19 protein-coding genes are annotated in these 24462 nt (G+C 68.4%); 12 read left to right on the top strand and 7 right to left on the bottom strand.

Translation table 11 applies throughout. The features are described from left to right. Nucleotides 1-53: 53 nt before the first annotated feature. Together AB0I72_RS04160 and AB0I72_RS04155 are read right to left on the bottom strand one after the other, a co-directional pair. Nucleotides 54-767, bottom strand: a complete 714-nt coding sequence (locus AB0I72_RS04160) for a hypothetical protein (RefSeq protein ID WP_358562748.1) — start codon at nucleotides 765-767, stop codon at nucleotides 54-56. A gap of 1 nt (nucleotide 768) precedes the next feature. After that, a complete protein-coding gene (locus AB0I72_RS04155; RefSeq protein ID WP_358562746.1) occupies nucleotides 769-1371 on the bottom strand; it encodes a hypothetical protein in 603 nt (200 codons plus the stop codon). A 138-nt stretch (nucleotides 1372-1509) separates the two neighbouring features. Here AB0I72_RS04155 and AB0I72_RS04150 point away from each other — a divergent pair, with 138 nt between their 5' ends. Further along, a complete protein-coding gene (locus AB0I72_RS04150; RefSeq protein WP_075927379.1) occupies nucleotides 1510-1671 on the top strand; it encodes a helix-turn-helix domain-containing protein in 162 nt (53 codons plus the stop codon). Between the two features lie 12 nt (nucleotides 1672-1683). Continuing rightward, a complete protein-coding gene (locus AB0I72_RS04145) occupies nucleotides 1684-2259 on the top strand; it encodes a hypothetical protein (protein WP_358562744.1) in 576 nt (191 codons plus the stop codon). Nucleotides 2260-3345: 1086 nt separating this feature from the next. Here the strand turns inward: AB0I72_RS04145 and AB0I72_RS04140 are convergent. The 4 genes from AB0I72_RS04140 to AB0I72_RS04125 form a co-directional block, all read right to left on the bottom strand. Continuing rightward, nucleotides 3346-3897, bottom strand: coding sequence for a pentapeptide repeat-containing protein (locus tag AB0I72_RS04140; RefSeq protein ID WP_358562742.1), 552 nt, complete (start codon nucleotides 3895-3897; stop codon nucleotides 3346-3348). A gap of 9 nt (nucleotides 3898-3906) precedes the next feature. Then, the gene (gene amcA / locus AB0I72_RS04135) at nucleotides 3907-4077 is read right to left on the bottom strand and encodes a multiple cyclophane-containing RiPP AmcA (protein ID WP_358562740.1); all 171 of its coding nucleotides are present in this window, start codon (nucleotides 4075-4077) and stop codon (nucleotides 3907-3909) included. Then, a complete protein-coding gene (gene amcB, locus AB0I72_RS04130) occupies nucleotides 4064-5176 on the bottom strand; it encodes a cyclophane-forming radical SAM peptide maturase AmcB (RefSeq protein ID WP_358562738.1) in 1113 nt (370 codons plus the stop codon). The genes amcA and amcB overlap by 14 nt, the downstream gene beginning before the upstream one ends. A 354-nt stretch (nucleotides 5177-5530) precedes the next feature. Further along, a complete protein-coding gene (locus tag AB0I72_RS04125; RefSeq protein WP_358562736.1) occupies nucleotides 5531-5878 on the bottom strand; it encodes a hypothetical protein in 348 nt (115 codons plus the stop codon). 109 nt (nucleotides 5879-5987) lie between these two features. Between AB0I72_RS04125 and AB0I72_RS04120 the strand changes: the two genes are divergently transcribed. From AB0I72_RS04120 to AB0I72_RS04105, 4 genes are all read left to right on the top strand, one after another. Further along, nucleotides 5988-6797 (top strand): helix-turn-helix transcriptional regulator, encoded by an 810-nt coding sequence (locus tag AB0I72_RS04120; protein ID WP_358562734.1) that lies wholly within the window; start codon nucleotides 5988-5990, stop codon nucleotides 6795-6797. Next, the gene (locus AB0I72_RS04115; protein WP_358562733.1) at nucleotides 6794-6970 is read left to right on the top strand and encodes a DUF397 domain-containing protein; all 177 of its coding nucleotides are present in this window, start codon (nucleotides 6794-6796) and stop codon (nucleotides 6968-6970) included. The genes AB0I72_RS04120 and AB0I72_RS04115 overlap by 4 nt, the downstream gene beginning before the upstream one ends. 988 nt (nucleotides 6971-7958) lie before the next feature. Next, nucleotides 7959-8603, top strand: coding sequence for a YigZ family protein (locus tag AB0I72_RS04110; protein ID WP_358562731.1), 645 nt, complete (start codon nucleotides 7959-7961; stop codon nucleotides 8601-8603). Nucleotides 8604-8736: 133 nt separating this feature from the next. Next, nucleotides 8737-10215 carry a PQQ-binding-like beta-propeller repeat protein gene (locus AB0I72_RS04105; RefSeq protein ID WP_358562729.1) on the top strand — a complete coding sequence of 493 codons (1479 nt, stop codon included), beginning with the start codon at nucleotides 8737-8739 and terminating at the stop codon, nucleotides 10213-10215. A gap of 52 nt (nucleotides 10216-10267) precedes the next feature. Here the strand turns inward: AB0I72_RS04105 and AB0I72_RS04100 are convergent, their stop codons facing one another. Further along, nucleotides 10268-11752, bottom strand: a complete 1485-nt coding sequence (locus tag AB0I72_RS04100) for a hypothetical protein (protein WP_358562727.1) — start codon at nucleotides 11750-11752, stop codon at nucleotides 10268-10270. A gap of 253 nt (nucleotides 11753-12005) precedes the next feature. Here AB0I72_RS04100 and AB0I72_RS04095 point away from each other — a divergent pair, with 253 nt between their 5' ends. The 6 genes from AB0I72_RS04095 to AB0I72_RS04070 all read left to right on the top strand — a co-directional run bounded on the left by AB0I72_RS04095 (nucleotide 12006) and on the right by AB0I72_RS04070 (nucleotide 24428). Next, the gene (locus AB0I72_RS04095) at nucleotides 12006-16655 is read left to right on the top strand and encodes a hypothetical protein (RefSeq protein ID WP_358562725.1); all 4650 of its coding nucleotides are present in this window, start codon (nucleotides 12006-12008) and stop codon (nucleotides 16653-16655) included. Between the two features lie 30 nt (nucleotides 16656-16685). Beyond that, entirely contained in the window at nucleotides 16686-17018 is a 333-nt protein-coding gene (locus tag AB0I72_RS04090; RefSeq protein WP_358562723.1) for a hypothetical protein, read from the top strand. Between the two features lie 31 nt (nucleotides 17019-17049). Further along, nucleotides 17050-17694, top strand: a complete 645-nt coding sequence (locus AB0I72_RS04085; RefSeq protein WP_358562721.1) for a hypothetical protein — start codon at nucleotides 17050-17052, stop codon at nucleotides 17692-17694. Nucleotides 17695-17849: 155 nt separating this feature from the next. Beyond that, the gene (locus AB0I72_RS04080; RefSeq protein WP_358562719.1) at nucleotides 17850-18149 is read left to right on the top strand and encodes a WXG100 family type VII secretion target; all 300 of its coding nucleotides are present in this window, start codon (nucleotides 17850-17852) and stop codon (nucleotides 18147-18149) included. Between the two features lie 89 nt (nucleotides 18150-18238). Then, nucleotides 18239-22642 carry an FtsK/SpoIIIE domain-containing protein gene (locus tag AB0I72_RS04075; RefSeq protein ID WP_358562717.1) on the top strand — a complete coding sequence of 1468 codons (4404 nt, stop codon included), beginning with the start codon at nucleotides 18239-18241 and terminating at the stop codon, nucleotides 22640-22642. A gap of 136 nt (nucleotides 22643-22778) precedes the next feature. After that, entirely contained in the window at nucleotides 22779-24428 is a 1650-nt protein-coding gene (locus AB0I72_RS04070; RefSeq protein WP_358562715.1) for a serine/threonine-protein kinase, read from the top strand. Nucleotides 24429-24462: the final 34 nt, after the last annotated feature.

Below are 24462 nucleotides of genomic sequence, written 5' to 3'. Positions count from 1 at the left end.
AGAGCCCACACGAACCCGGACAAGGTCCTCGAACTCCACGGCATCACCCGAGCTCAGCCCGTATGGATTTGAAGCGCGAGAACTCCGGGGCCCTGATTGACCGCCAGGGCCTCACTGATGCGGAGGCCGCAACCAGCCATGAGGGGGATGAGTACCTTCAGGTAGTCCGGCATCACCTTGTAAAGGGCTTCCACCTGGTACGTCTCCGGGACCCAGATCTCATGCACATCCACATCAGGAAGCCTCATCCCCCGGACGGGGGATTCTGAGATCCGCTTGTCCTTCACGGCCTCGGAGAAGACCCCTGAAAGGGTCTGATGAATGTGCTTGACCGTGGTTCCCGACAGATCAAGCCCCCAGAGCAGATCCTTGAGTCTTTCCCGTTTCAGAGAGGAGATGGGGGCATCACCGATCTCCGGATAGATGTGCTTGGTCAGGTAGCTTCGATACGTCTTCCTTGTTCGGTAGGAGACATCGATCTGTGTGAGCCACTTGTCCGAGTACTTTCGGAAAGTGATGCTACCGGCCTTGGGATCGACGAAGGCGTCCAGGTGGGCGCGCTTGTCATGCTCAATCTTGAGCGCGTAGTCCTTGGCCTTCTGCTTCTCGTCCGGATTGAAGGACTGCTCACGCTGTCTGCCCTGCCTGCCCCCGGAAGTCCGGTAACGGACTTTCCAGGAGTGCGGGCACTTGTCCCACTTCCGTTCTTTGCCTCTGTCAGTCTTCGCGCCGTCGGCACAGTCGCACTTCTTGAGAAGCTTCGCCAACTTAGCGGCCTTCCTTGTTGAGTCTGGTCAGGATCTCTTCTGCCTTCTCGGAAAGAATCGCTGACAGTCGATTCTGACTGTGTTCCATCTGGATCAGATAGCCCTTTTCCCTCGCCCGGCGAAGGCGAGAGCTGGCCGTGTTCTTGGACACGCCCCAGGCTTGGGCCATGACTTCAATGGGGCGACGTTCGTTGGAGTTCACCAAGCGGACGTATTCGCTGGCGACGCGCGCGTAGTCCTCAGGCGTTGAGATGCGTTCCGGAAGGGGCGCGGGAAGGCTCTCGGGGCTGAGTTCCGAACGGATGCGGTTGACCCAGTAGGTGATGACCTTCCGAGCCTCCCCGAGGGGGACAGACCTCATCATCTCCGTCGTGATGCCGTCGCTCTGGTTGGCGGCGTCCTCGCTCTCCGCCAACAGGGTGACGCGGGTAGGTCCGTTGTACGGGGCGTGTACGTGAGCCTCCACCACTGCCACGCAGCCCTCTGTGAGTTCGTAGGTGGCCTTGAGGATGGCGGGCTCTCCCCCTGGCTCGTAGGCGTACAGCTTCCAACCTGCCGGAAGCTCCCAGCCGTAGGCACTCGGGTCTAGTTCGTGGTAGTTCATGCATCGACCATAGCACATGGTGCTTGACAGGTTCCATGTCTCATAGCTAGAGTGCACACGATCCTTGGGTGGGGTCATGTGCAGGTTGATAAGAGAACAGAGGGTGAGTGCGTGGCGAGTGGCGGCAGCAACCGACTGATGTCCCCGGTAGAGCTGGCCGAGTACCTGAGCGTTCCGAAGCAGAGCATCTATGAGCGCTGGCGGATCTGGGGGCTCAAGCCCATCAAGGTCGGAAAACATCTCAGGTTTCGGGAACGTGACATTGAGAACTGGCTAGAGGCCAACCGAGTGAGCTACTAGAGAGGGGAAGCCATGGAAGTCCAGCCAAGAAGGATACTAGAAATAGCGTATGCAGATGCGGTCGTCCTGTGGCAGAGGATGGTATTCAAGGAGTTCAAGAAGCCAAGAGGCTTACTCAATGGGGAAGATTGCACGCGCAACGCATTGCATTTGAGCACTGCGATTTCGTGGTACATCAATGGGAGAAGCAACCTATCCCAAGTCGGGGTTACCAGAATCGCCCAAGATCTAGGGTTCAGTGGAAACGGCCACAATCTCTATGGGCAACTCGACATCCTTCTAGAATCCGGGGTCTTGACGCAGCGAGGAAAGAAAGGTCGTGCGCCACGCTTGGCGCTCTCGGTTCCATGTGTTCTTGTGGATGAGCTTGCAGGGACGAAGAACGATGGTTTCCGGGCGCTCACAGAATCTCTGGCCCCGGAAGTCGTTGACGTGGTCGACCTCGGAGAGGCCCCGCTCAGGAAGGCTCTCTCAGCTCTACAGGTTGGGGAAGGCGGGGAAGAAGCAGAGACCGACCGGAATGTGTGCACACATGAGGCGGGCTGCATCTGCTGGGGGTGCACGATGGTTGCGGAGTCCACCGTGTAGCGGTGTCTAAGCAGGAAGGAGTAAGTAAGGATTATTTAGCTTGGAGCCTCAAGCTCCAAGCGCTAAGTAAGTTATTAACACATACGGCCAGGGGTCTACCCTGGCCGTGTTGTTTTATATGGACTCTCCGACTTGAGGTCTCCGAGTCCTGATAGACACGGCCATGTTGAGATGGCCGTGTCATGGAACCTCCAGTTCCACATCTCCGAGCATCCTCACTCCGTTGCCGCTGCAAGGACGTCAGCACAGAGCACCTGGACCAGCTAGCGGAAGAGACAGAGGCGTTTCAGGACCTAGAGGCCAAGCGACAGAGGTTAGAGCGAGAAAGAGAAGCTTGGAACAGGCGTCACTAGTAATGACGCCTATCCCTGCAACCCCGCACCCTTGAAAGAAGAGCGAACGATTCGTTCACCCCCTCTGACCTGCTATTTATCTCACATATCCGGGCAAGAAAGCAGAAAGAGGCCCCGACAGCGCCAACTGTCAGGGCCTCTCTGGTGTCTCAGGACCTATGAGACGTATTGCCGATATGGCCGGTCGTTGATGATGAACGCCCGGGGTTGCTTGGAAGCGTTGTGTGCCTCCCACCACTCCATAGAGCCGAAGGCGTAGGGAGCCCTCACGGGCCGGGAGTAGGACCGGACACGGGTAGACCTCTTCCGGGTAGCGCATGAGGGGCACTCAGAGGCCCCGTGAGGCACTGGGGAGGCCGGGGAGAGGTCTTCCCTCGCGGAAGCCTCCTGAGAGGCTGTCAGGCCCTCCACGGACAGGCCCGGGTAGGCCAGGGACAGCAGTCCAGCGACGAACGCGGACAGCGCACGACTGATAAGGTCGGACATAGCTCTTCTTCCTGGTAACGGCAGGTTGAGAGTCAGGCCCTGTTGAGTGTTGGCGCACTCGGCAGGGCCGTTCTTGTGTAGTTGTCATGGACACGGTATCAGAGAGGGTGTACGCATCAGTTACACCCTTAGATGTTTGTGGACCCAAGGGGCGTCATATTATGACGCCCCTTCGGATATTGAGAAGGCGACTCCCCAGCTACAGGACGGACGCCAGGGAGCCGCCGTTTCCCTCTCCCCCGGTTTGTCAGATCTCGGACACCTTGAGTCCTAGATCCTTGGCGAAAGCGTCAAACAGTTCCGGGAGTTGGCTCGGGGCCACGTGTGCCCCCTTGAGAGATGAGACACCGATGATTCCGGAGACCTCACATTCCCGGATGTCCGTTCCCGCCATCTTGACGGAATCGAACTCAACGCCACTGAGCGAGCAGTCATCGAACACGGTGGAACCCAGATCTCCACCCGTGAAGATCGCTTCTCGGAACCGACAGTTCACGAAGGCAACACTTCCCTTAGCACGAAGCCTGTTCAGGGTGGCATAGTCGAACTGGCATCCCTGAAACAGCACATCCGAGAGGGTCACGTCTTCCATCGTGAGCCCCATCATCCGGGAGTCAGCGAACACCAGACGGGAGAGTTCGACCTGTTCCCACCTGTGGGACGAGAGGTCAACCCCACGGAACTCCGTGTTACTGACCTTCTCGCCCTCCAAGGGCGTACCGAAGGGCCACGAGGACACGGGGGTCTCATCCTCGCTGGGGAGAAGGACCTTGGCCCCTCGGACTTCCTTGGTTTCCATGACTGTTCCCTACTTCTTCTTGTCCCAGTTGTCCCAGTCAGAGCGGTTGTCCCAGTTGCGACCGCGCTTGTCCCAGGTGTCGCGGTTGTCGAACTTGCAGTCAACCAGGGGCACCACGCCCACCGTACCGAGGAGCGTGGTCACACGCTCGCTGGTCTCTAGGCCCTCAAGGACGTTCATTGTTCTCCTTCACGTGATCGTTCAGGGCAAGCACAAGCTGTTGCTTGCTCTGCCTGCAATAGTTGGTCTCGGTTGCGGTGAAGTCCTCCAACTCGAAATAGCGGTTACCGGCTTGTCCCCCCTGGCAGAACGTGAAGAAGTCGCAGGACTCCCGACAGTTCTGCACGCCTGAAATAAACTCTTGGATATAGGGAACCGTGTGTGCCCTGCCGAGCATGTTGGAAATGCTCTCCCTCAGAACGTTTCCCACGATGAAGTCACCGTACTTGGGTGCTTTCACTCCGAGGAGTTCAGGGGAGAGAAGAACAACGTTCCCATCCCATGACACGGTGGGTATGGGATCGATCTTCGCGGAAGTCCACCGCTGCTTGTTCCCGGCCTTGACGTCGGACAGATAGCCGAACAGCCTTCGGACCTCTCGGGAATGTAGAGGGCTACTGCTGTTGATCCTGTCGAACAGCGCACGCCAGAACGCCCGTACTTCATCCAATGGGGCTGTCTCGCGATCGTTGTTCGATCCCTCTTCTTCCTCGATGTTGAAGCCGACGCTTTCAGCGTCCAGGCCCTCGAAGAACTCAAAGAGGGAGTCAGGGTTTTTCACTGTTTCCCTGGTGACAACACAGATCACGGAGAAACCCAAGCCGTTGCGCTTGAGGGTGTTGATTCCTCGCATGGTCCGAGTGAAGGTTTCCCTTCCCGACCAATCCACCCTTTGGGAGTTGGCGACAGCAGGACCATCAAGACTGACGCCCACGTTGAAACCGTACCGTTGGAAGAACCCACACCACCTGTCGTCAATCGTGGTGGCGTTGGTCTGCACGAAGTGAGTGACCTTCCCTTCTCGCCTCAAGGGCTCGAAAATATCGCACATCTTGGAAAAGTGTTCAAGACGAACCGTAAGGGGTTCACCACCATGCCAGACCAGATCCACCGATTCCCCTTGTTCCGCAACACTGGCTGCAAGGGCCTCTACAACGGGAAGAGCCATCTCCCGGCGAGTCTTCCTCTCGCTGGCCCTGATGTAGCAGTATTCGCAGTTCAGGTTGCAAAGGGTCGTGGGTTGCAGGACCAGAGTTCGAAATCTACTGCCCAAGGCCATGGGTTTCTTCCTTCCCGATGATCTTTGCTGCACAGTCTTGAGGCCGGTTCCCGGAAACCTTCACCCATTGCCGCGAGGAGCCAAGGAAGAGGTAGTTTCCGTAGCACATGTTCACGGTCACCATTCCTTCCCCCCAGCCACAATGAAGACTTGGCCCATGAGTCCCGTTCGCCGGAATGATGTAGCTCTGAACTCCAAGCTTGGCCAGCTCCTCACGGAGCCAGGAAAGAGAAGCTTCCCTAGGATCTCTGGGATTCATAACGACCTCTCTTACTTGAAGTTCACAACGACAGCATTCCAGTCATGACCTGAATCACCCTGACCGCCTATGGCTTTCTAATCTCTCGGGATCTTTCATGACACGTTCACCGTGTAGATGACCATCTCAAGGGCCTTGGAGTAGAGGACCACCGGACAGGCGCGCTCTTCCCCGTTCGCGCGCTGCCACACATAGAGGTCTTCCGACACCCTGACAACAACAGGGCTCTTGGTTCCCGGAATGGACACATGCAGTTCCGGGGGTTCCCCGGCCTGCCAGTCCTTGGAGTTGTCGGACTCAAGGGCGTTGAGGCCCTGGGTGCGGACAACAGCGATCACCTGACGCCCCATAAGTCCCGTTTGCAACTCTTTCAACTTAAGAAGCTGCCAATGTCGGATATCCCCGGGCGTCACACTTTCCTTCAGCGGGCTTGTACTGGTCATGGCGTTGAGGCTGCCACCTGCCTAGAGCCCCTGGAAGGTGGGATACAGAACGATTACGAATGGTCTTATCGAGTACAAGCGTGTACCAGGACCGTGCCACACTTGGCACATGGCGGACCAGAAGCAACCCGCATGGGTCAGTTTTGGAAACCACGTCAAGAGTTTGCGCAGGCAAGAGGGCTGGTCTCTCCAGCGTCTAGCCAAGTTGACCAACTACTCAGCCACCTACCACAGCAAGGTTGAGCGCGCCGTCCGACCACCCAAACAGGGCATCGTGGAAGCGATGGACTCCGCCTTTGGTACAAACGGGGCCTTGCTCAGGATGTGGCGTGATGTGGAACGCTCTGAGAGTGGGTCAGGTTGGTACGAACAGTCTGGCGAGTATGAGAAGGAAGCCGAAGAGATTCGCTTCTTCCATCCGTTCGTTGTTCCTGGGTTTTTTCAGACCGAAGGCTACGCACGAGCTCTCATATCAGATACCATTCCGGCCACAGATGAAGCCGGTATGAAAAAGATCGTCTCAGCGCGACAATCTTGGCGCAAGCGTCTTCGCACAGGAAACGGTCTAATGCTGAACGTCATCATCCCTGAGTTCACCTTGACTCAGCCAGTAGGCGGACCTGAGGTGATGGCGGAACAATTTGATGTCTTGAGTAAGGAGTCACAGGCCGAGGGGATAGCTGTCCAAATCCTTCCCCTTGGACTCAAGGACTTCACTTGGACAGTAGGAGCCTTTCGACTCATATACATTAATGACCGAAGTCCCCTATTGTGCTGCGAGCACGCCACGGGAGAAGACATCACAGACGAAGCCCATTACGTACGCCGACTGGAGATCGCGTATAATAAGCTCCAGATGTGGGCCTTGTCACCTGCTGACTCCCTACAGAAATTGAACAAGCTAAAGGAATCACTGTGAACGAGTGGCACAAGTCCAGCTACAGCCAGAACGACACTAGCTGCGTGGAGGTCAAAGAAGGCCCCCACAGTGTTCTGATTCGGGATACCCAGAATAGGGAGCTGGGACACCTCAGCTTCAACTCTCCCGAGTGGACGAACTTCCTCCATGAAGTCAAGGACGAGCGACTCTAGTCCACGGTTTCACCCTCTCAGCATGAATGCCCACCTTGGCACCGTCCCCTTGGTGGGTTTTCTGCATCTAACCCCAACTTTTCTACCCTTGTGGCAAGGCATGTGTGCAGGTCATCACACATGGAACTCTGTGGAACACGAAAATCCCCAGACCCGTATACGGAGACAGAACCCAGCCCCCGGCGGGGTCTGAGAAGTTTTCTTATAGGTGTTACCCCAGGTTTGCAGAAGAGCCTTATTCGATATCTCTCTTTCCTGGTGTTCTTGTTCTTCTCCTCATGGCTCCTAGATCTCAGCTTGAGTCTGACGCCTTCCATATCATCCCCTTGTGAGGGCAAGGTTAAGAAACACTCTTCCAAGGGTTCTTAAGAACATGTGGTGTTCTCCTTGGAGATGTCTTCTTGTCTGCATAGACGGTCTTCTTGCGCCTGTTCTTCTCCTGAGGAGTGAACACGGATAGATGGACCGTGAGAAGCCACGTTAGAGCGTGGCTGTCGAGTGGAAGCATTCAAGGACGCAAGGTCAACAGGTGTTCAGTGCTGGAAGCTGTGGACTCAACAGGAGTCAGTGAGAACCAGCGACAAGACAGCGTGAGCGTGTGTGGAGTGCACAGGGGCAGCAGAGCAGCGCACAGGGCGCACTGTAGGCAGGAGGGCCTTACTGGCAACACCGCCTGTTGCCACTTCTGAGAGGCCCTGGGAGCCACAGAGGGGGTCGGGCAAGGTAAGGGGCCTTACTGTGGGTCGTAGCGGTTGGCGTGCCTGCCCCGTGCTGGGTGGTGCTGACACGGTTCCCGGACATGCGAGAGACCCCATCCCGGACCTTGGTCCGAGACAGGGCCTCCTGACTGCTCAGAGAGCCTTGCCGAAGGGGTTCCCGAGGCTGTGAGAGGGTCAGCACGAAGTCAGCACGCTACCCCCAGACAACCGAAGCGAACCCGAGTCAAGACCAACACCCCAAGACCCTAGACCCCTACTGAACAGGCGTTATGAGAACGATCAGGACCAGCGGAGAGGTCGAGACCGAGATCCGGAAGTCCCGGTTCATCTGCGCGCTGGCCAGGGTGGACAGCGAGGAGGCCGCCCGCGACTTCATCGCCGAGCGGCGCAAGGAGCACTGGAACGCCAACCACAACTGCACCGCCTACGTGCTCGGCGAGGACGGCGGCGTCCAGCGCTCCAGCGACGACGGCGAGCCCGGCGGCACGGCCGGCGTGCCCATGCTGGAGGTCCTGCGGCACCGCCGCCTCACCGACACGGTCGCGGTCGTCACCCGCTACTTCGGCGGGGTGAAGCTCGGCGCGGGCGGCCTCATCCGCGCCTACGGGAACGCCGTGTCCGCCGCCGTGGACGAGTTCGGCGTCCTGGAACGGCGGCGGCTGCTGGTCGTGGACGTGTTCGCCGACTACGTGCTCGGCGGTCGGTTGGAGAGCGACCTGCGCGACTCGTCGCTGGTCGTGCGCGACGTCGCCTACGAGGACCGGGTCCGGATCGAGGTGGCCCTGCCCGAGTCCGACCTGTCCGACTTCGGCGTCCGCCTGGCCGAACTGACGGGCGGCAGAGCGGAGTACGAGGTCCGGGGCAGCACGGTGGTCGAGGTGGAGCCCGGCGCCGACGACCCCGCGGCGCGCTGACCGCGAGGCGCACGCCACGGGCGGTGCCCGACGCTCACACCTCCGTAACGAGTGGACACCCGCCCGTGCCGCCGTGCCGGGGCCCGACCTAGGATTTGCCGTATACGTCATCGTTCGTGGGGAGTCACCGTCCATGCGCAGCCCACGCGTGCCCCAGGTGCTGTCCTGTGGTCTCGCGGTGCTGTTGGCCGCGGGGTGCACCGCCGACCCCGAACCCGAGGGTCGGCCCACGCCGGAACCCGAGGGCGCGCCCTCACCGCTCCCGACCGCCTTCGACGGGGAGGCGCCGCCGGGGATCGACGGCGCCGTCCTGCGCTTCCTGCACGGCGACGAGGCGGACGTCCACGAGATCATGGACGACCCCCTGGGCGTGCGGATCAGCCCCGTCGGCGCGGCCTTCCTCATCAGCTCGGGCGGCGCCGACCGCCACCTGCTGCACGACGCCGCCACCGGGCAGACGCTCTGGGAGGGCGAGGCGCGGTTCCGGGGCTTCGACACCGACCTGTCGGGCGCGACGGTCATGCGGATGACGGACGACGACGGCCCCTTCGTGCTGGACGCCCTCGGGGAACGCGTGTGGGAGGCCGACGAGGAGGGCGACACCTACCTCGACGGCGTCGCCGTCCGGTACCCCGACGAGTGGAGCTTCGACGCCCCCGAGGGCGACTACGCGGTCCTGGACACCGACGGCGGGACCCTGTGGGAGTACACGTTCGACGCGCCGACGCAGGCGGACGGGGATCCCTCGGCCGATCCGGACGGGGAGCCCGCCGGCGAACCGGAGGAGGGCGGCGAGCGGGCGGACGAGGACGTGCCCGTGGCGGGGGTCCCCGTCGCCGCCTGGGACGGCGGGGTGCTGGTGGCCTCCGGCGGCCCCGTCCTGCGCGCCGCCTCGCTGGACGAGGACGCGCCCGGCGCGGAGCTGTGGTCGGTCAGCGGCGTCGACGAGGACCTGGGGCGGCCCGCCTCGGCCCCGGTCCCGGTCCCGAGCGTCCTCGGCCTGTACACGCTGCCCGAGGAGGCGGACGAGAGCGCGGGGGGCGCCGAGCCCGGCACGGACGTCCTGGTCGTGCGCTGGGCGGGTCGTGAGGAGCCGTCCACGCTCGCCGCCTACGACCGCGGCGACGGCGAGCTCCTGTGGGCCCTGGAGGAGCCCGGCCCCAACCCCGTCGGCGAGCCCTTCGACCCGGCGGAGGCGGCGGGCAGCCTCCACGACGACGTCACGGGCACCCTCCTGCTGCCCCAGGCGAGCGGGGAGGCGACCCTCGTCGCCGTCGACCTCGCGGAGGGCGAGGTGCTGTGGGGGCTGGAGGAGGACGACGTGTCGATCTCCCCCGCCTTCGCGCACGAGGGCCTCGTCTACGCCGACTCCCGCACCAACGACGGCGCGGACGAACAGCTGGTCCTGGACGCGGAGACGATGGACGTCGTCGCCGACGACCTGTCCGCGTACGTGGAGGCGGTCAACGACAGCGGACACGCCATCCTCGTGTGGGACCGGCAGCGCTTCGTCTTCGGTCCGCGGCCGGACGAGGAGCCCTCGGCGGAGCCCGCCGACGGCGCGTCGGGCGAGCCCACCGCCTCGGGCGACCCCACCGACGAGCCCAGCTGACACCCCGCTCCGCGCGACCGGTCCGTTCCGCCGCACCTCCCCCGCTGAGCGGTCAGGACCGCCGCTCGGGCAACCGGACGACGACCCTGAGCCCGAGCGCCCCGGTGTCCACCGTGCCGTCCTCGTGCGCCTCCCACTGCCAGCGGGCGGTACGCGAGGTACCGGCGGCGACCACGATCACGTGCGGCGGCAGGTGGGTCAGGACGTGCTCGTCGGCGGGGCCGAGCGCTCGCGGCACGAACACCGCCTCGGGCCGCTCGGGGCCGGGCTCCACCCCCTGGACGGGGTCGGGCGCGACCACGGTCGGGATGGTGTTCGGGATCAGCGCGTGCAGCGGGCGGCCGGGCTTGAGCACACGGACGGTCAGTCCGGCGGCGTGCAGCTGGTCCGCGACCACGCGCACCGTGTCCGCCGCCAGCCGTTCGTCGCCGCCGACCGCCAGCAGGCCGCGCATGCGGGTGAAATCGAGGTGGACGAGCCTGTCCGTGTCCCGCTGCCTGCCCAGGCACACCAGCACACCCTGGACCGCCCTCCCCACGGAGGCCAGCGTGGCCGTGCCGAAGTGGACGGGCGTGGCCGGACCGCGACCGCCGCCCTGGCGCCAGGTCGTGGCGTCCACGACCCGCCAGGACGTCGACGGCGGCGTCGATCCGGCGGGTACGACGGCGGTGGTCTCCGTGGACGAGGTCAGCAGGGCGACGGGGCGGACGGGGCCGTCCGTCGCGGCGGCGAGCAGGTCGGCGTGGGCCGCTCCCGCGCGGCTGGCGGCGTCCGGGTCCGCGGCGATCATCTCGGTCGCGGCGCGGCGCTCCTTGGCGGCGGAGGCCGCCCGGGCGGCGCGGGGCTTCTTCGGCTTGCGCCACGGCAGCGCGGCGAGCCTGCGGAACGGCCAGGCGGCGGCGGAGAGGACCGGCTGCCAGAAGAGCGTGAGCAGGGTCAGCAGGACCAGCCCGGCCGCGCCCGCGCCGAGGAGCTTGGGGTCGATCCGCTGCTCGTCCTCCTCGGGGGTGAGGTCGGTCACCTCCTCCGTGGGCTCCTCGGAGGGCGGAGGGGTGTAGGCGGGCGGCGGCGGGGGCGGGCTCGGCGGGGCGACGCCCAGGGCGTTGGCCTGGTCGACGGCGACGACGCACAGGGGGTCGCGGCCCGCGTAGACACCCTCGCCGCCGGAGTCGAAGGGGACCACGAGCCGCCATTCGGGGCGGACCGCGCGGTCCTCCCCGAGGGCGCCGCCGTCGGCCTGGGCGCGCCCGGCGTTGAGCTCGTAGATCTCGTCGGCGCGTTCGGGGTCGCCCAGGATCAGGTCGGCGACGGCCTCCAGCCCCGGGGAGCCCTCGGGGACGACGTAGTAGTACACCTCCGGGCAGATGTCGTAGGTCGCCGCCCCGGTGCCGGTCGTGTCCGCGTACGCGGGGTCCGTGACCGCCGCGAGGAGGACCGAGGCGAGGGCGGTACCGGTGACGAGGGCCGAGACGCCGCGCAGCGCCCGCGTGGTGGCCGACGGAGGCGCCGGGGGTCGTGCCGCCGCGATCAGGGTCACTGCTCTCTCCTGTGGATGACGTCGTTGGTCAGGGGTTTCGAGGAGGCCGCCCGGAAGATTCCGCCGGGTTCGCGGAACTCCGCTCGCTCCGGAGGCGTCTGTTCACTCCGGGGCGTGTGAGTCTATGATGTCGAATTCGCACCCCCTTCCGAGGCACTGGCCCTCGAACGTCCCCCGGCGCGTCACACCCGGTCCCGTGTGTCCTCCCTCGAACCGCGCCGTGCCCGACCCCGGAAAGCGAGTGTCACGGAACGTGGCGAAGTACCCCCGCGATCACCTCCGCTGGAACCTCCTCGACCAACCCGGGGACCCGGTCCCGTGGACCAGCTACGATGCCCGGTCCCTCAAGCGGTTCTACGAGCGGTTGGCGGACGCCGCCGACCAGGCCGCCACCGACCTGCGCAGGCTCAAGGGGGACGAGCTGGGCGAGGGCGAGACGATCAAGGCGCTCAAGGAGCTCGTCGAGGAGCTCCCCTCGCACCTGGACAAGGCGCACACCGCCTACGAGAAGGGCTACAAGGCCCTGGAGGTGTGGGCGGAGGCCCTGGACACCGCGAGGAGCAACAGCGAGACCGTCGCCCGTCTCGCGGCGGGCGCCTACGACGGACTTGCGGCCGACGAGCGGGACACGTGGGCGGACGGCGAGGGCGGGGACGACCCGCTGCGCGAGGAGTACGTCCAGCGGCTCAGGCGGGTCACCGACGACCTCGACGAGGCCGCCGAGACCGCCAAGAACGCCCTGGAGGACGCCAAGCAGGGCGACCCGAACAAGCTGTGGGGCTGGCTGGACGCGATCGTCACGTGGGTGGAGGAGAACCCCCTCATCTACGCGGCGATCATGGTGGTCGCCGGTATCGCCGCGATCTTCATCCCCGGGCTCGGCATCGCGCTCGCCATCGCCGCGCTCTCCATCAGCGCCGCCACGCTGCACCGCGAGGGCAAGCTCGGCTTCAACATGGAGACCGTCCTCACCCTCGGCCTCGACGCCATGTCGCTGATCCCGGGCGGTGTGCTCCTGCGCGGCGGCCGGGCCGTCTCCAGGCTCCCGGTCGCCAGCCGCGTCGCGGGTCCCCTGCGCCAGGGCGTCAGGAACACCACCACCGCCGTCCGCAACAGCCGGGCGGTCCAGACGATGTCGACGCCGATCAGGGCGGCCCAGCGGACCCGAGCGGGTCGGGTGGGCGTGGACTTCGTCGCCACCGGCACGAAGGACACCGCGGTCGGCATGGGCTCCTCGATCGCGGTCCAGATGGCCGGGGGGACGAGCTGGGAGGACATCAGCCTCAAGAACGAGCTCGTCGGCGCCGCCGCGACCAACTTTCCCGCCGCCGGGTTCAGCGCCGGTAAGGCGGAGTTCGACCTGAGCCGATCGGGCGGTACCGGCGCGCCCGCGGTCACGGGCACGAGTACGAGCGGTGGCGACGGCATCCCCGACGTCGACGTGGACACCACTTCGGGGCGCGGAGCGGGTTCCGGCGGCGGCGACGGCTCCACCGACGGCGGGGGCGGGAACGACGCGGGTCCGCCGCGCTCCGAGGGCGGCCCGGGCCCGTCGAACGCGGGCGACCCGGCCGCGCCGGGCTCCGGGGACGGCTCGACTCCGCCGGCGGACACCGGCGGCACGGCTCCGGCCCGGACGGACGGCGACCCGCAGGCCACGCAGGCCCCCGCCGCCGCTCCGGCCCAGAGCGGCGGGGACACCGGACCGACCCACACCGGCGGCGACACGGGTTCCGTCCCGTCGGGCGGCGACACCTCGTCCAGCCAGTCCGGCGGCGACGGTTCCTCCTCCCGGACGGACGGTGACCCGGGTTCCGGCTTCGGTGACACCGCGCGGCCGCGCATGCCCGACGCACCCGACCCCGACCGGTACGACGACCTGGGCGAGGGCGGCGTGGCCGTGACCAGGAACGCCCCGGCGGGCAGCGGCGGTGGGGACCTCCCCACGCGCTCGCAGAACCGGATCGAGGACCCGGACCTGGACTCGTCCGGCCGGCGTGCCGCCGACGCTTCCGAGGACACGGCCTCCCCGACCCCCCGGACCTCGGGTGACGCGCGGAACCACGCCGACGACCCGGCACCCGCTCCCGACGGCTCGGGAACACCCGCGCCGGGCGCCCCGACCACGGACGCGCCCACCGCCGCCACCCCGACCCCCGCCGGGGACCGGATCGACGTCCACGGCGCCCGCGGTGAGTACCGCACCGCCGAGGGCCCCGACGGTCAGCCGAACGTCACCTACCGCTACCCCGCGGGCGACGGCGACTACACGATGAACGTCAGCCCCGACGACGTGACCGTCAACGGCACCTCGGTGCGACGCACCGACGGCGGCTTCCAGGTCACGAACGCGGACGGCGCCTCGGTCGACGTCTCCAGCGGCGATCGCGGCCGACCCGGCACCGTCGAGCTGACCGGGCCCAACGGCGAGCGCGGACCCTCCTACCGCGACGGCCAGGTGAGCGTGCCGACCCGCGACGGCGACGTCACCGTCTCCCGCGACGGCGACGGCACCGCCATCCGCACGGACGACGGCCTCACGGTCAGCCAGTCCCGTGACGGCGCCGCCCGGATCGCGCACCAGGGCGACGACCCCGTCGACCTGCGCTTCGACGACGGTCCGCGGGTCAGCCGTCCCGGGGGCGAGCCCGGCGCCACACCCCGTACGACCGTGACCGACCCCCGGTCCGGGCGGACCACGGAGGTCGGCGCCGACGGCTACCGCGTCGACACCGGGGACGGCGCCACGCACGGCTACGACCGGGGAACCGGCACCGCCACCCTGGACTCGGGCGGTACGCGGGTCGAGGCGGGCCAGCACACGGTCCGCGTCACCGACGAGTCCCGGGGCGTCGACATGTGGCGGAGCCGCGACGGCCTGGGCACGGCGACCGGTGCGGGCTCCGGGGCGCGGGTCCGCGAGGACGGCAGCGGTGACATCCTGACCGACAACCCCACGTCGGTCCCGCGCGCGACCCAGACCGCGGACGGCCACGTCCAGATCGGCGACACCCGGACCTGGCCGGGCCAGGTCGTGAACCCGGACGGTTCCGGTGTGTGGATCCGCCCGGGAGGGGTGGATCCGGTGACCGGGACGCGTGCGCCGGACACGATCGAGGTCCGCGGTGCGGACGGCTCGGCGCGCTCCTACACCATGGACGGGCGGTCCCTGGGCGAGTACCCGTCGCTGCGCCCGAACCCGAGGACGGACGGGCCGTCCGCGCACGGGGCCGAGGAGCCGGACTCGTTCACCATGCACATGGGCGGGAACCTGATCACGGTCACCTCGAACGCGGACCCGATGGTGAGCGTGGACACCCCGCAGGGCTGGTCCGTCAGCACCTCGCGCGACGGCGGGGTCTCGGTCAGCGCTCCCCCGGACGCCAGGGGCGACCGGCTCCAGGTCACCCGGAACCCCGACGGCTCCTCCGAGATGTCCACCGACCTGCACCGGATCGGCTCCGGTCCGGACGGAGTGACGGCGCACGCCCCCGGCGGCGTCCACGCGGGCAGCACCGAGCGGGGCTCCCACGTCGGCGACGGATCGCTGCGCACGGAGGTCAGATCCGACGGATTCGGGAGCGCGGAGACGAGGACCACGTCGGGCGGTCCCGTCGCCGGGCACACGGGCGCCGAGGGCCACGTCTCCACGGACTCCGGCGTCACCGTCCGCACCTCGGGCAACGAGGTCACCGCGGACGTCCCGTCCGGGTCGAACCAGACCGTCCGGAACGACGGGCGCACGATCGACGTGGGCCCCGGGGGCACCAGCGTGCGCGGACCGAGCCCGGACACCCCCGAGACCGTCCCGCTCCGTATGGGCGAGACAGCCGGGGACGCGGGGCGCGTCCCGCCGGGCTGGCGTGTGACGGCCACCCCCGAGGGCGGCATGGCCGGTACCTCCCGCACCGGGAGCAACGAGATCAGCGTGCGCTCCCCCGACGAGGTCGAGTTCCGCACGGGCGACGTCAACGGCACCCAGACGCGGTCGGGCCGCAGCGAGGTCTCCGACGGGAACGGGACGACGGTCAGCGACGGTCGGCGCGGTGTGCGCGTGAACGGCGGCGACGGCCGCCCCGACCTGCGGATCACCGAGGACCAGGTCAGGGTCACCTCCCCGGACGGCGACCGCCAGACCGTCGACATCCCGACCGCGCGTCCGGAGTCCGACTCCGGCACACGGCCGGACACCGACGGCGACGCCCCCCGTTCGGGCGCCGACGACGCCTCCTCCGGCGACCGGCGGAGCGACGGCGACCCGGGGAGCGGCGACACGTCGGTGCGTCCGCAGCGCGACTCCCTCCGGGACTCGATCACGCACATGCTCGACACCCTCGTCAAGAACTCCCTCAACGTCACCGGCGGTCTGGTCGCCGAGGCCTTCTGGATGGAGGGATCCGCCGAGGGCCTCCAGACCGCCGACTTCGTCCAGGCGGTCGCGCAGATGGGGACGGCGGTGCCCAAGGGGCTGTCCGAGGGCCGACTCGGCGACACCTCGGACCTGCCGTCCAGTTCCGTGGCCTTCACCAACGAGATGGCCCACCAGGCGGCGCGCAACATGTGGCGCGACGACTACGTGGGCGAGTACCACGGGGACCAGACCGACACCGCAGAAGAGCGGGACGCCGTCAGCGACGATCTGTCCCGGGTCGAGAACGAACTCGACTACCTCGAGGGGGAGTTGGTCCCGGAGATCGAGAGGACGATCGAGAGAGTGAGGGAGACCGGCGAGAACCCGGAGGCGCTGGCCCGACTCGAGGCCCTCCACTCGGAGACCCTGAACCAGATGAAGGACCTGGAGCAGCGGAAGCAGTCCCTGCAGCAGGAGCACGACGAGCTGCACGAGGAGATCACCCACCGCACCCCGGAAGAAGCCTGGGACGGACTGACCGACCGGAGTTAGGAACGACCGGTACCCGAGGAAGGAGGACACGTGGCCAGGATCGTCAAGATCGACGTCGACGCGCTGCGCGAGATGGAGCGGTCCCTCATCCGCATCCAGAACGCCTTCGCCAACGAGGACGTCGAGAGCCCCGAGGACAAGGCGGAGGACATCGGCCCCGACAAGGTGGTCGACAAGGCCAGGGAGTACGGCAAGGACTGCAAGAAGAACTACGAGCGCCAGGCCGAGGACCTCGGCGCCCTGCTCCAGGCCCTCACACCGGTCATCGACACCTTCGAGGAGGCCGACGAGGAGCTGGGCAAGAGCCTCTCGACGAACAAGAACGACACGCCGCCCCCGGGCCCCAACTCGGTCGCCGTCTGACGGCGCGGCAGCGACGAGGAGACACACCGCCATGCCCTACCTCTTCGAGGAGGACGTCCCGGAGTACGTGATCGGGTTCGACCTCGACATCCCCGGTCACTGGCAGCAGTACGACCTCTCCGGCGACGCGCTCGCCCGGATGCGCGCCCAGGCCGTGGAGCAGTATGGCAACCGGCCCGAGGAGATGAGCGCCCTCAACGAGCTGTTCAGCGACATCGCCCGGGTCACCAATGACGCCGTCGGGGCCGGTCTGCTGTCCGCCGCCGGGGTCTTCGAGGAGTACGACGACGGCTTCTTCATGGCGACCGTGTGCGTCTTCGTCTTCCCCTCCGGGCGCGGGGACCAGGCCCTGGAGCCCGTCCGCATGGTCGAGAACGTCTACTCGGGCTCCGCGACCGCCCGCGAGGGCACCTGGCTGCGCACGGTGGCCGCCGACCTGTCCCACACCGGGCTCGGGCTGTGCGGTCGCGTGTTCGGCGTCACCGACCACGACATGGACGACGCCATCGTCCGGTCGGTCGTGACGCACACCGCGTTCGAGGTCCCCGGCCTGGACAAGCGCCTCATGGTCAGCTGCACCAGCCCCAACTCCCGGGAGGCCGAGGACGTCCTGGACCTCTTCGACGCCATCACCGGTACCGCCCGGTTCTGGGAGGAATCGGCGCCGAAGTCCTGACCTGGGGAAACCCGATGGTGATCGGGTCCGTTGACCACGTTCACCCCCACATCCACGACAATGGAGCGGCGCGGGCGCGCCGCGGTCCACGCCGGGGAACCGGCCGGTCCGACGGACCCCGTCCGGTACGAGATCCGACACACGAGGAGAGACACATGCCCGCGTACAACGTCGACAGCGACAAGACCGAAGAGGCCTCGGGCTCCCTCACCCAGGACTTCAACGAGTTCCAGGAGCGGATGGAGGGCATCAAGGGCCGCATCGACGGCCTCATCGCCGACGGGTACAGCACCCCCGCGGCGGAGAAGCACTTCCGCCCGTTCTTCGAGGAGTTCCAGTCCGGGTTCGAGAGCGTGAACCAGGGCCTGGAGGGCATCGCCAAGTACGTCAAGCAGGTCGGCACCACCTTCAGCGAGACCGACGACAAGCTCGGTGAGGGCCTCCGCAACGGCTGACCCCGCCGACGCGACACGTGGACGGGGGCGGTCGCGGACCGCCCCCACCTCCATCCCCCGACGACGAACGACCAGGAGCGGTACCCACCGTGCGCCTCCTCTTCACCGCGACACCCGCCACCGGCCCGTCCGGGCACGGGCCGGACGGCTCGGCCCCCGTGGCCTCCTCCGCGCTGCGGTTGGACGTCCTCGTCGACGCCGACCCGGGCGCCACGGTGCACCAGCTGGCCGAGGTGATCGACCCCGTCGTGCGCACCGTCCCCCGTGCCCCGGGGCAGGAGGTGCCGCTCTTCGTCGGGGACCGGCCGCTCGCACCGGGGACGACCCTGGCCGAGGCCGGTGTCCTGGACGGCTCGGTCATCGGGGTGGGCGCGCCGGCCGAGGTCAAGGGGGAGCCGCCCGGTGTGGTGGAGGTCCGGGTGGTCTCCGGGCCCGACGCCGGACGCGTCGCGCGCCTGGACCCGGGCGACTACGTGGTCGGGGACGACGAGGTCGCCGTCCTGACCGTGGACGCCGACGGGTACTGGGCGCGGATCCGGGTCATGCCCGACGGCACCGTCACCATCCTGTCCACGAGCGGCGGCTCCGGGTGCGCGCTGGAGGGCGACCCCGTCGCGCCCGGCGCCGAGTGGCCGCGGGGCGAGCAGCTCACGCTCGGCGGCACCCTGTTCGAGGTGTGGCCCAACCACCGGGCGGACGCCTCCGTGGTGCCCTCCGAGGACGGGACCGGACTGGACTACAACCGGCCGCCCCGGCTGCACCCCGCCCCGACCAAGACGAAGTTCAAGCTGCCCAGCCCGCCCGAGCCGCCGGACCGGCCGATCGCGCAGCTGCTCCTGATGATCCTCATCCCGATCACCATGGCGGTCGGCGGCGCGCTCGTCATGAACCGCCCGCAGATGCTGCTCTTCGGCCTGCTCGCGCCGGTCTCGGTGGCCTTCACCCAGATCATGCAGCGCCGCACCAGCAAGGTGCGCTACGAGAAGCAGCTCGCGGAGTTCGAGGAGAAGACCGAACGCGTCACCAAGGACGCCCGCGACGCCCTCGTCGCCGAGCAGCGCCGCTTCCGCGACACCTGCCCCGACCCCGCCGCCGTCCTCCTGTCGGCGACCGGCCCGCGCTCGCGCCTGTGGGAGCGGCGCCAGACCGACGACGACTTCACCCAGCTGCGCGTGGGCACCGGGAGCATCCCCTCCCAGGTGGTGCTCACCGACCCGACCAAGGACGAGCACCGCAGGGACGTCACGTGGGACATGCGCGACGTGCCCGTGAGCGTGTCGGTGAAGGACAACGGCGTCGTCGGCGTGGCCGGCGGCGGCGAGGGCGCCCAGGCCCTGGAGCGCTGGCTCGTCGCCCAGCTCACCGCCCTGCACAGCCCGGCCGAGCTGCACCTGTACCTGCTGTCCATGGAGGGCGACCACAACCGCTGGCGGTGGACCCGCTACCTGCCGCACCTGCGCTCGGAGACGCCGCAGCTCTCCCTGAGCCGGATGGGCATCGACGCCACCACCTGCGCCCGCCGCATCTCCGAACTCCTCGTCATCCTGGAGTCGCGCAGCAAGGCGCGCCGCGACGGGGCGGGGGACGATCCCGCGATCGTGGTCGTGCTCGACGGCGCCCGCCGCATCCGCTCCCTCCCGGGCGTGGTGCAGCTGCTGCGCGAGGGGCCCGAGGTCGGGATCTACGTGCTGTGCCTGGACGCCGACGAGCGCCTGCTGCCCGAGGAGTGCCAGGCGGTCGTCAGCATCACCCCGCACGGCATGCGGCTGCGCCGGACCTCCTACGACAACGTCGAGGACGTGCGCCCCGACGTCCCCTCCGCCGCGTGGGCCGACCGCCTGGGCCGCGCCCTGGCCCCCATGCGCGACAGCAGTGTCGGCGAGGGCGGCGGCTCCCTGCCGCGCAGCGCCCGGCTGCTCGACGTCATCGGCCTGGAGCCGCCGACCGGCGAGGCCATCGCCGCGCACTGGACGGGCGGCGGCCGCAGCACCGTCGCCACCCTCGGCCTGGGCCTGGACGGCCCCTTCGCCGTGGACGTCCGCCGCGACGGCCCGCACGCGCTCATCGCCGGTACCACCGGTTCCGGTAAATCCGAGCTGCTCCAGACCCTCGTGGCCTCGCTGGCGGCGGTCAACCGCCCCGAGTCGATGTCCTTCGTGCTCGTCGACTACAAGGGCGGCAGCGCGTTCAAGGACTGCGTCGACCTGCCGCACACCGTCGGCATGGTCACCGACCTGGACACCCACCTGGTCGGTCGGGCGCTCGTCTCCCTCGGCGCCGAACTGCACCGCCGCGAGCACATCCTGGCCAAGGCCGGGGCCAAGGACATCGAGGACTACCTCGAACTGCTCGACCGCGACCCGCGCATGCCGCAGATGCCCCGGCTGATGCTGGTCATCGACGAGTTCGCGTCCATGGCGCGCGAGCTGCCCGACTTCGTCAAGGGTCTGGTCAACATCGCCCAGCGGGGCCGCTCGCTCGGCATCCACCTGGTGCTGGCCACCCAGCGCCCCGGCGGCGTGGTCACCAACGACATCCGCGCCAACACCAACCTGCGCATCGCCCTGCGGATGACCGACGAGAGCGAGAGCCGCGACGTCATCGACGCCCAGGAGTCCGCGCACATCGGCATCGACACGCCCGGCCGCGCCTACGCGCGGCTCGGGCACGCCTCCCTGCTGCCGTTCCAGTCCGGGCGGGTCGGCGGCCGCCGCGTCGTGGCCGCCGCCGACGCCTCCGACCCGGTCGTCCATCCGGTCAAGTGGTCGGACCTGGCCCTGCCCGCGCCGACCGTGGCCGAGGCCAAGACCGAGACCGGCGACGTCGAGGTCACCGACCTGACCGTCCTGGTCTCCGCCGTGAAGGAGGCCGCCGAGCGGATGGGGGCGCGCCGCCAGCCCAGCCCGTGGCTGCCCGCGCTGCCCACCGGGCTCACCCTGTCCGACCTGCTCCGCGGCCGCCCGCCCGCGGCCGAGCCCGGCCGGATCCGGCCCGCGCCGGTCGGACTGATCGACGTCCCCTCCCAGCAGCGCCAGTTCCCGTACACGCTCGACCTGGCCAAGACCGGCCACCTGCACGTCATGGGCTCCGGTCGCTCCGGCCGCTCGCAGACCCTGCGGACGATCGCCGCCTCCCTCGCCCTGGCCCACCACCCCGCCGACGTGCACATGTACGGCCTGGACTGCGGCAACGGCGCCCTGCTGCCGCTGGAGCGGCTGCCGCACTGCGGGGCCGTCGCCCAGCGCACCCAGAACGAGCGGGTCGTGCGCCTGCTGGGTCTGATCGGTGAGGAACTCGACCGCAGGCAGAAGCTGCTGGCCGCGCACGGGGCCGCCGACCTGGAAGAGCTGCGCGCGGCCCTGCCCGCCGCCGAGCGCCCGGCCCACATCGTGCTGTTCATCGACCGCCTGGACGCCTTCGAGCAGGCCTTCGGCGAGTACAACTACGGCGCCCTCGTGGAGGACGTCACCACCCTCATGCGCGACGGCGCGGGCGTGGGCCTGCACGTCGTCGCCACCGGCGACCGGGTCCTCACCCGGACCAAGTACTCCTCCACCACCGAGGAACTGCTGGTCCTGCGCTGCAACGACCGCGGCGACTACGGCGCGGCGGGGATCAACCACCGGGACCTGCCCGAGGAGATCCCGGACGGCCGGGCCTTCCGCGCGGGCGACTCCATGGAGGTGCAGATCGCGCTCCTGACCAGGAACCTCCAGGGCGCCGCGCAGGCGGCGGAGGTGGGGCGCATCGCCGACTACGTGGCCCGCCGCCCCCAGGCCGCGGCCGGGCCGCGGCCCTTCCGCGTGGACGTCCTGCCCGACCGGATCGGCTACGCGGACACGGCCCGGTACCGCACCGAGCCCGCCCGGCCGCTCTCCGCGCTGCTAGGCGTGGGCGGCAACGAGCTGTCCGCGGTCAGCGCCGACCTCTCGCGCGTCCCCACCTTCCTGATCAGCGGACCGCCGCAGTCGGGCCGCTCCAGCATGCTCACCACCATGGCCATGTCCCTGCTGGCGGCCGGGACGGAGCTGCTGCTCGTCACCCCGCGCGGGTCGCGGCTGACGGACCTGCGCACCCACCCGGGCGTGCGGGCCGTCATCGACGCGGCCGAGCCGAAGCTGTCGCAGCTGCACGAGGCGCTGGGCAGGTTCCAGGCGGACACGGCGGTGGTGGTGGTCGACGACGCGGACCTGCTGCTCAGCAGCGACCTGGGCAAGGAGTTCACGCGCATCGCCCGCGGCATGGTCGGCCCGGGATGGGGCATCGTCGCCGCGGGCACCAACGAGACGCTCCAGGGCGGGTTCAACGGCTGGCACGTGCACCTCAAACGCAACCGCGTGGGGGCGCTGCTGTCGCCGCAGAGCCAGGCCGACGGCGAGGTGCTGGGCCTGCGGCTGCCCAAGGGCGTGTCCAGTCCCCGGCTGACTCCCGGCACCGCCTACCTGCACCTCGGTGACGGCCGCATCCAGCAGGTCAAGGTGCCCCACCCGTGACCGGCCGACCCTCCCGGACCGGCGCCGGTCCGGAACGCCCTACGATCCGAATACCGGCACGACCCTCCCGGCGCACCCCTGCCCCGGGTGCCGTTTCCCTCTCCACTCGCCTCATCCGAACCAGGACCCGTCCCCAGTGAGCGCAACTCCCTCGTCCGTCAACCTGCCCACGACGGCCAGCGACCTGACGCCCTCCGACCCGGCCCGGATCGGCCCCTACCGGCTGGTCTCCCGCCTGGGGTCGGGCGGTATGGGCGTCGTGTACGCCGCGCAGGACCAGCTCGGCGAGCTGGTCGCCGTCAAGCTCATCCACGCCGAGTACGCCGCCGACTCCGAGTTCCGTGCCCGCTTCAGGCGTGAGGTCGACCTGCTGCGCCAGGTCGGCGGCGCCTGCGCCGTGCCGCTGCTCGCGGCCGACACCGACGCCGAACGCCCCTGGCTGGTCACCCCGCTCGTGCGGGGCCTCACCCTCAGCGCCTACATGCGCAAACACGGGGCCCTGGACGAACGGCTCCTCCTCGGGCTGGCCGCCGGTGTCGCCGAGGCCCTCGCGCAGATCCACGCCGCCGGGGTGATCCACCGCGACCTCAAGCCCGCCAACATCGTCCTCTCGCCCGAGGGGCCCCGGGTCCTGGACTTCGGTGTGGCCCGCGCGGTCGACCAGACGGCGCTCACCCGCACCGGCGCCGTCATGGGGTCGCCCGGGTGGATCAGCCCCGACCACTACCAGGGCAGGCCCGCCAGCACCGCCGACGACGTCTTCGCCTGGGGCGCGCTCGTCTCCTACGCCGCGACCGGCCGTCCTCCGTTCGGCTCGGGCGACCCCGCCGCCGTGGCGCACCGGGTGATCAGCGGCGAGCCCGACACCGCCGGGTTCACCGGCCCCCTCGCCGAGCTGGCAGCCCGCGCCCTGAGCAAGGAGGCGGAGGACCGCCCGACCGCGATGGACCTGGTCAACGGTGTGATCGCGGTCGCCAACCCCGGGCGCGCGATCGCCCCCCTCCCCGACGCCTCGGCGGCGGGCGGAGCGATGGCCGCCCTGGTCGACGACAACTGGACCGGGGTGCGGACCGCCCCCGAGCGCGCGTTCACCGTGACGCCGGAGAAGGGTTCGGGAGCCGGGCGCCGCGTCCTCCGCCTCGTCGGCGCCGGAGTCGCGGCGCTCGTGGTCCTCGCGGGCCTGGGCTTCGGCGGCGTGGCCGTGGCGCGGAACTGGGACTCGCTGCCCGTCGCCGCCTGGTTCGAGGGGGACCCCGACCAGCCGACCGGCGGGGACGGGGCCGGGGAGGACGGCGACACCCGCCGCCCCGGTCCGGTGGGCGAGGAGCCCTCCGAGGACGCCTCGCCCTCCGAGGACCCGTCGGCCTCCCCGTCCGACGACCCCTCCGAGGGTGAGGAGGACGAGGCCGAGGACTCCGGCGGCGGCGGGGAGACGACCACCGCGACGGCCACGGTCGGCTCCGGGGTGAGCGCCGGCGGCGAGCGCCCCTCCGGCGACCACGTGGTCGCCTTCCAGCCGGAGGGCGGTTCCGCCCGGTACGCCGTGCTCGACGGGGCCGACGTGACGTGCGCCTGGAGCTTCTGCCAGAGCCAGGGCGGAGAGGTCGCCGACGGGGCCTCCGGGACGGTCTCCTCCAGCCCCCAGGCGCTGACCGGCTACGTCAACAGCGGTGGCCGCACCATCGAGGCGCAGGTCACCTACACCACGGCCGACGACGGCACGATCACCATCACCCGCCTGGTCGAGCGGCACCGCGCCAGCGGCTCCGGGACCCCGCCGTGGTAGGCGGGGGAGCGCGCACGGACGGGACCGACAGAAC

This window comes from Nocardiopsis sp. NPDC049922 (assembly GCF_040660275.1).
GTDB lineage: Bacteria > Actinomycetota > Actinomycetes > Streptosporangiales > Streptosporangiaceae > Nocardiopsis.
The sequence above is the reverse complement of the archived record's forward strand: the minus strand, read 5'-3'. Positions and strand labels throughout refer to the sequence as shown.

Bases quoted from the DNA above. Each gene is read 5' to 3' on its own strand.
- AB0I72_RS04155 (WP_358562746.1), bottom strand. From the start codon at position 1,371: ATGAACTACCACGAACTAGACCCGAGTGCCTACGGCTGGGAGCTTCCG.
- AB0I72_RS04150 (WP_075927379.1), top strand. From the start codon at position 1,510: ATGTCCCCGGTAGAGCTGGCCGAGTACCTGAGCGTTCCGAAGCAGAGC.
- AB0I72_RS04145 (WP_358562744.1), top strand. From the start codon at position 1,684: ATGGAAGTCCAGCCAAGAAGGATACTAGAAATAGCGTATGCAGATGCG.
- AB0I72_RS04140 (WP_358562742.1), bottom strand. From the start codon at position 3,897: ATGGAAACCAAGGAAGTCCGAGGGGCCAAGGTCCTTCTCCCCAGCGAG.
- amcA (WP_358562740.1), bottom strand. From the start codon at position 4,077: ATGAACGTCCTTGAGGGCCTAGAGACCAGCGAGCGTGTGACCACGCTC.
- amcB (WP_358562738.1), bottom strand. From the start codon at position 5,176: ATGGCCTTGGGCAGTAGATTTCGAACTCTGGTCCTGCAACCCACGACC.
- AB0I72_RS04125 (WP_358562736.1), bottom strand. From the start codon at position 5,878: ATGACCAGTACAAGCCCGCTGAAGGAAAGTGTGACGCCCGGGGATATC.
- AB0I72_RS04120 (WP_358562734.1), top strand. From the start codon at position 5,988: ATGGCGGACCAGAAGCAACCCGCATGGGTCAGTTTTGGAAACCACGTC.
- AB0I72_RS04110 (WP_358562731.1), top strand. From the start codon at position 7,959: ATGAGAACGATCAGGACCAGCGGAGAGGTCGAGACCGAGATCCGGAAG.
- AB0I72_RS04105 (WP_358562729.1), top strand. From the start codon at position 8,737: ATGCGCAGCCCACGCGTGCCCCAGGTGCTGTCCTGTGGTCTCGCGGTG.
- AB0I72_RS04085 (WP_358562721.1), top strand. From the start codon at position 17,050: ATGCCCTACCTCTTCGAGGAGGACGTCCCGGAGTACGTGATCGGGTTC.
- AB0I72_RS04080 (WP_358562719.1), top strand. From the start codon at position 17,850: ATGCCCGCGTACAACGTCGACAGCGACAAGACCGAAGAGGCCTCGGGC.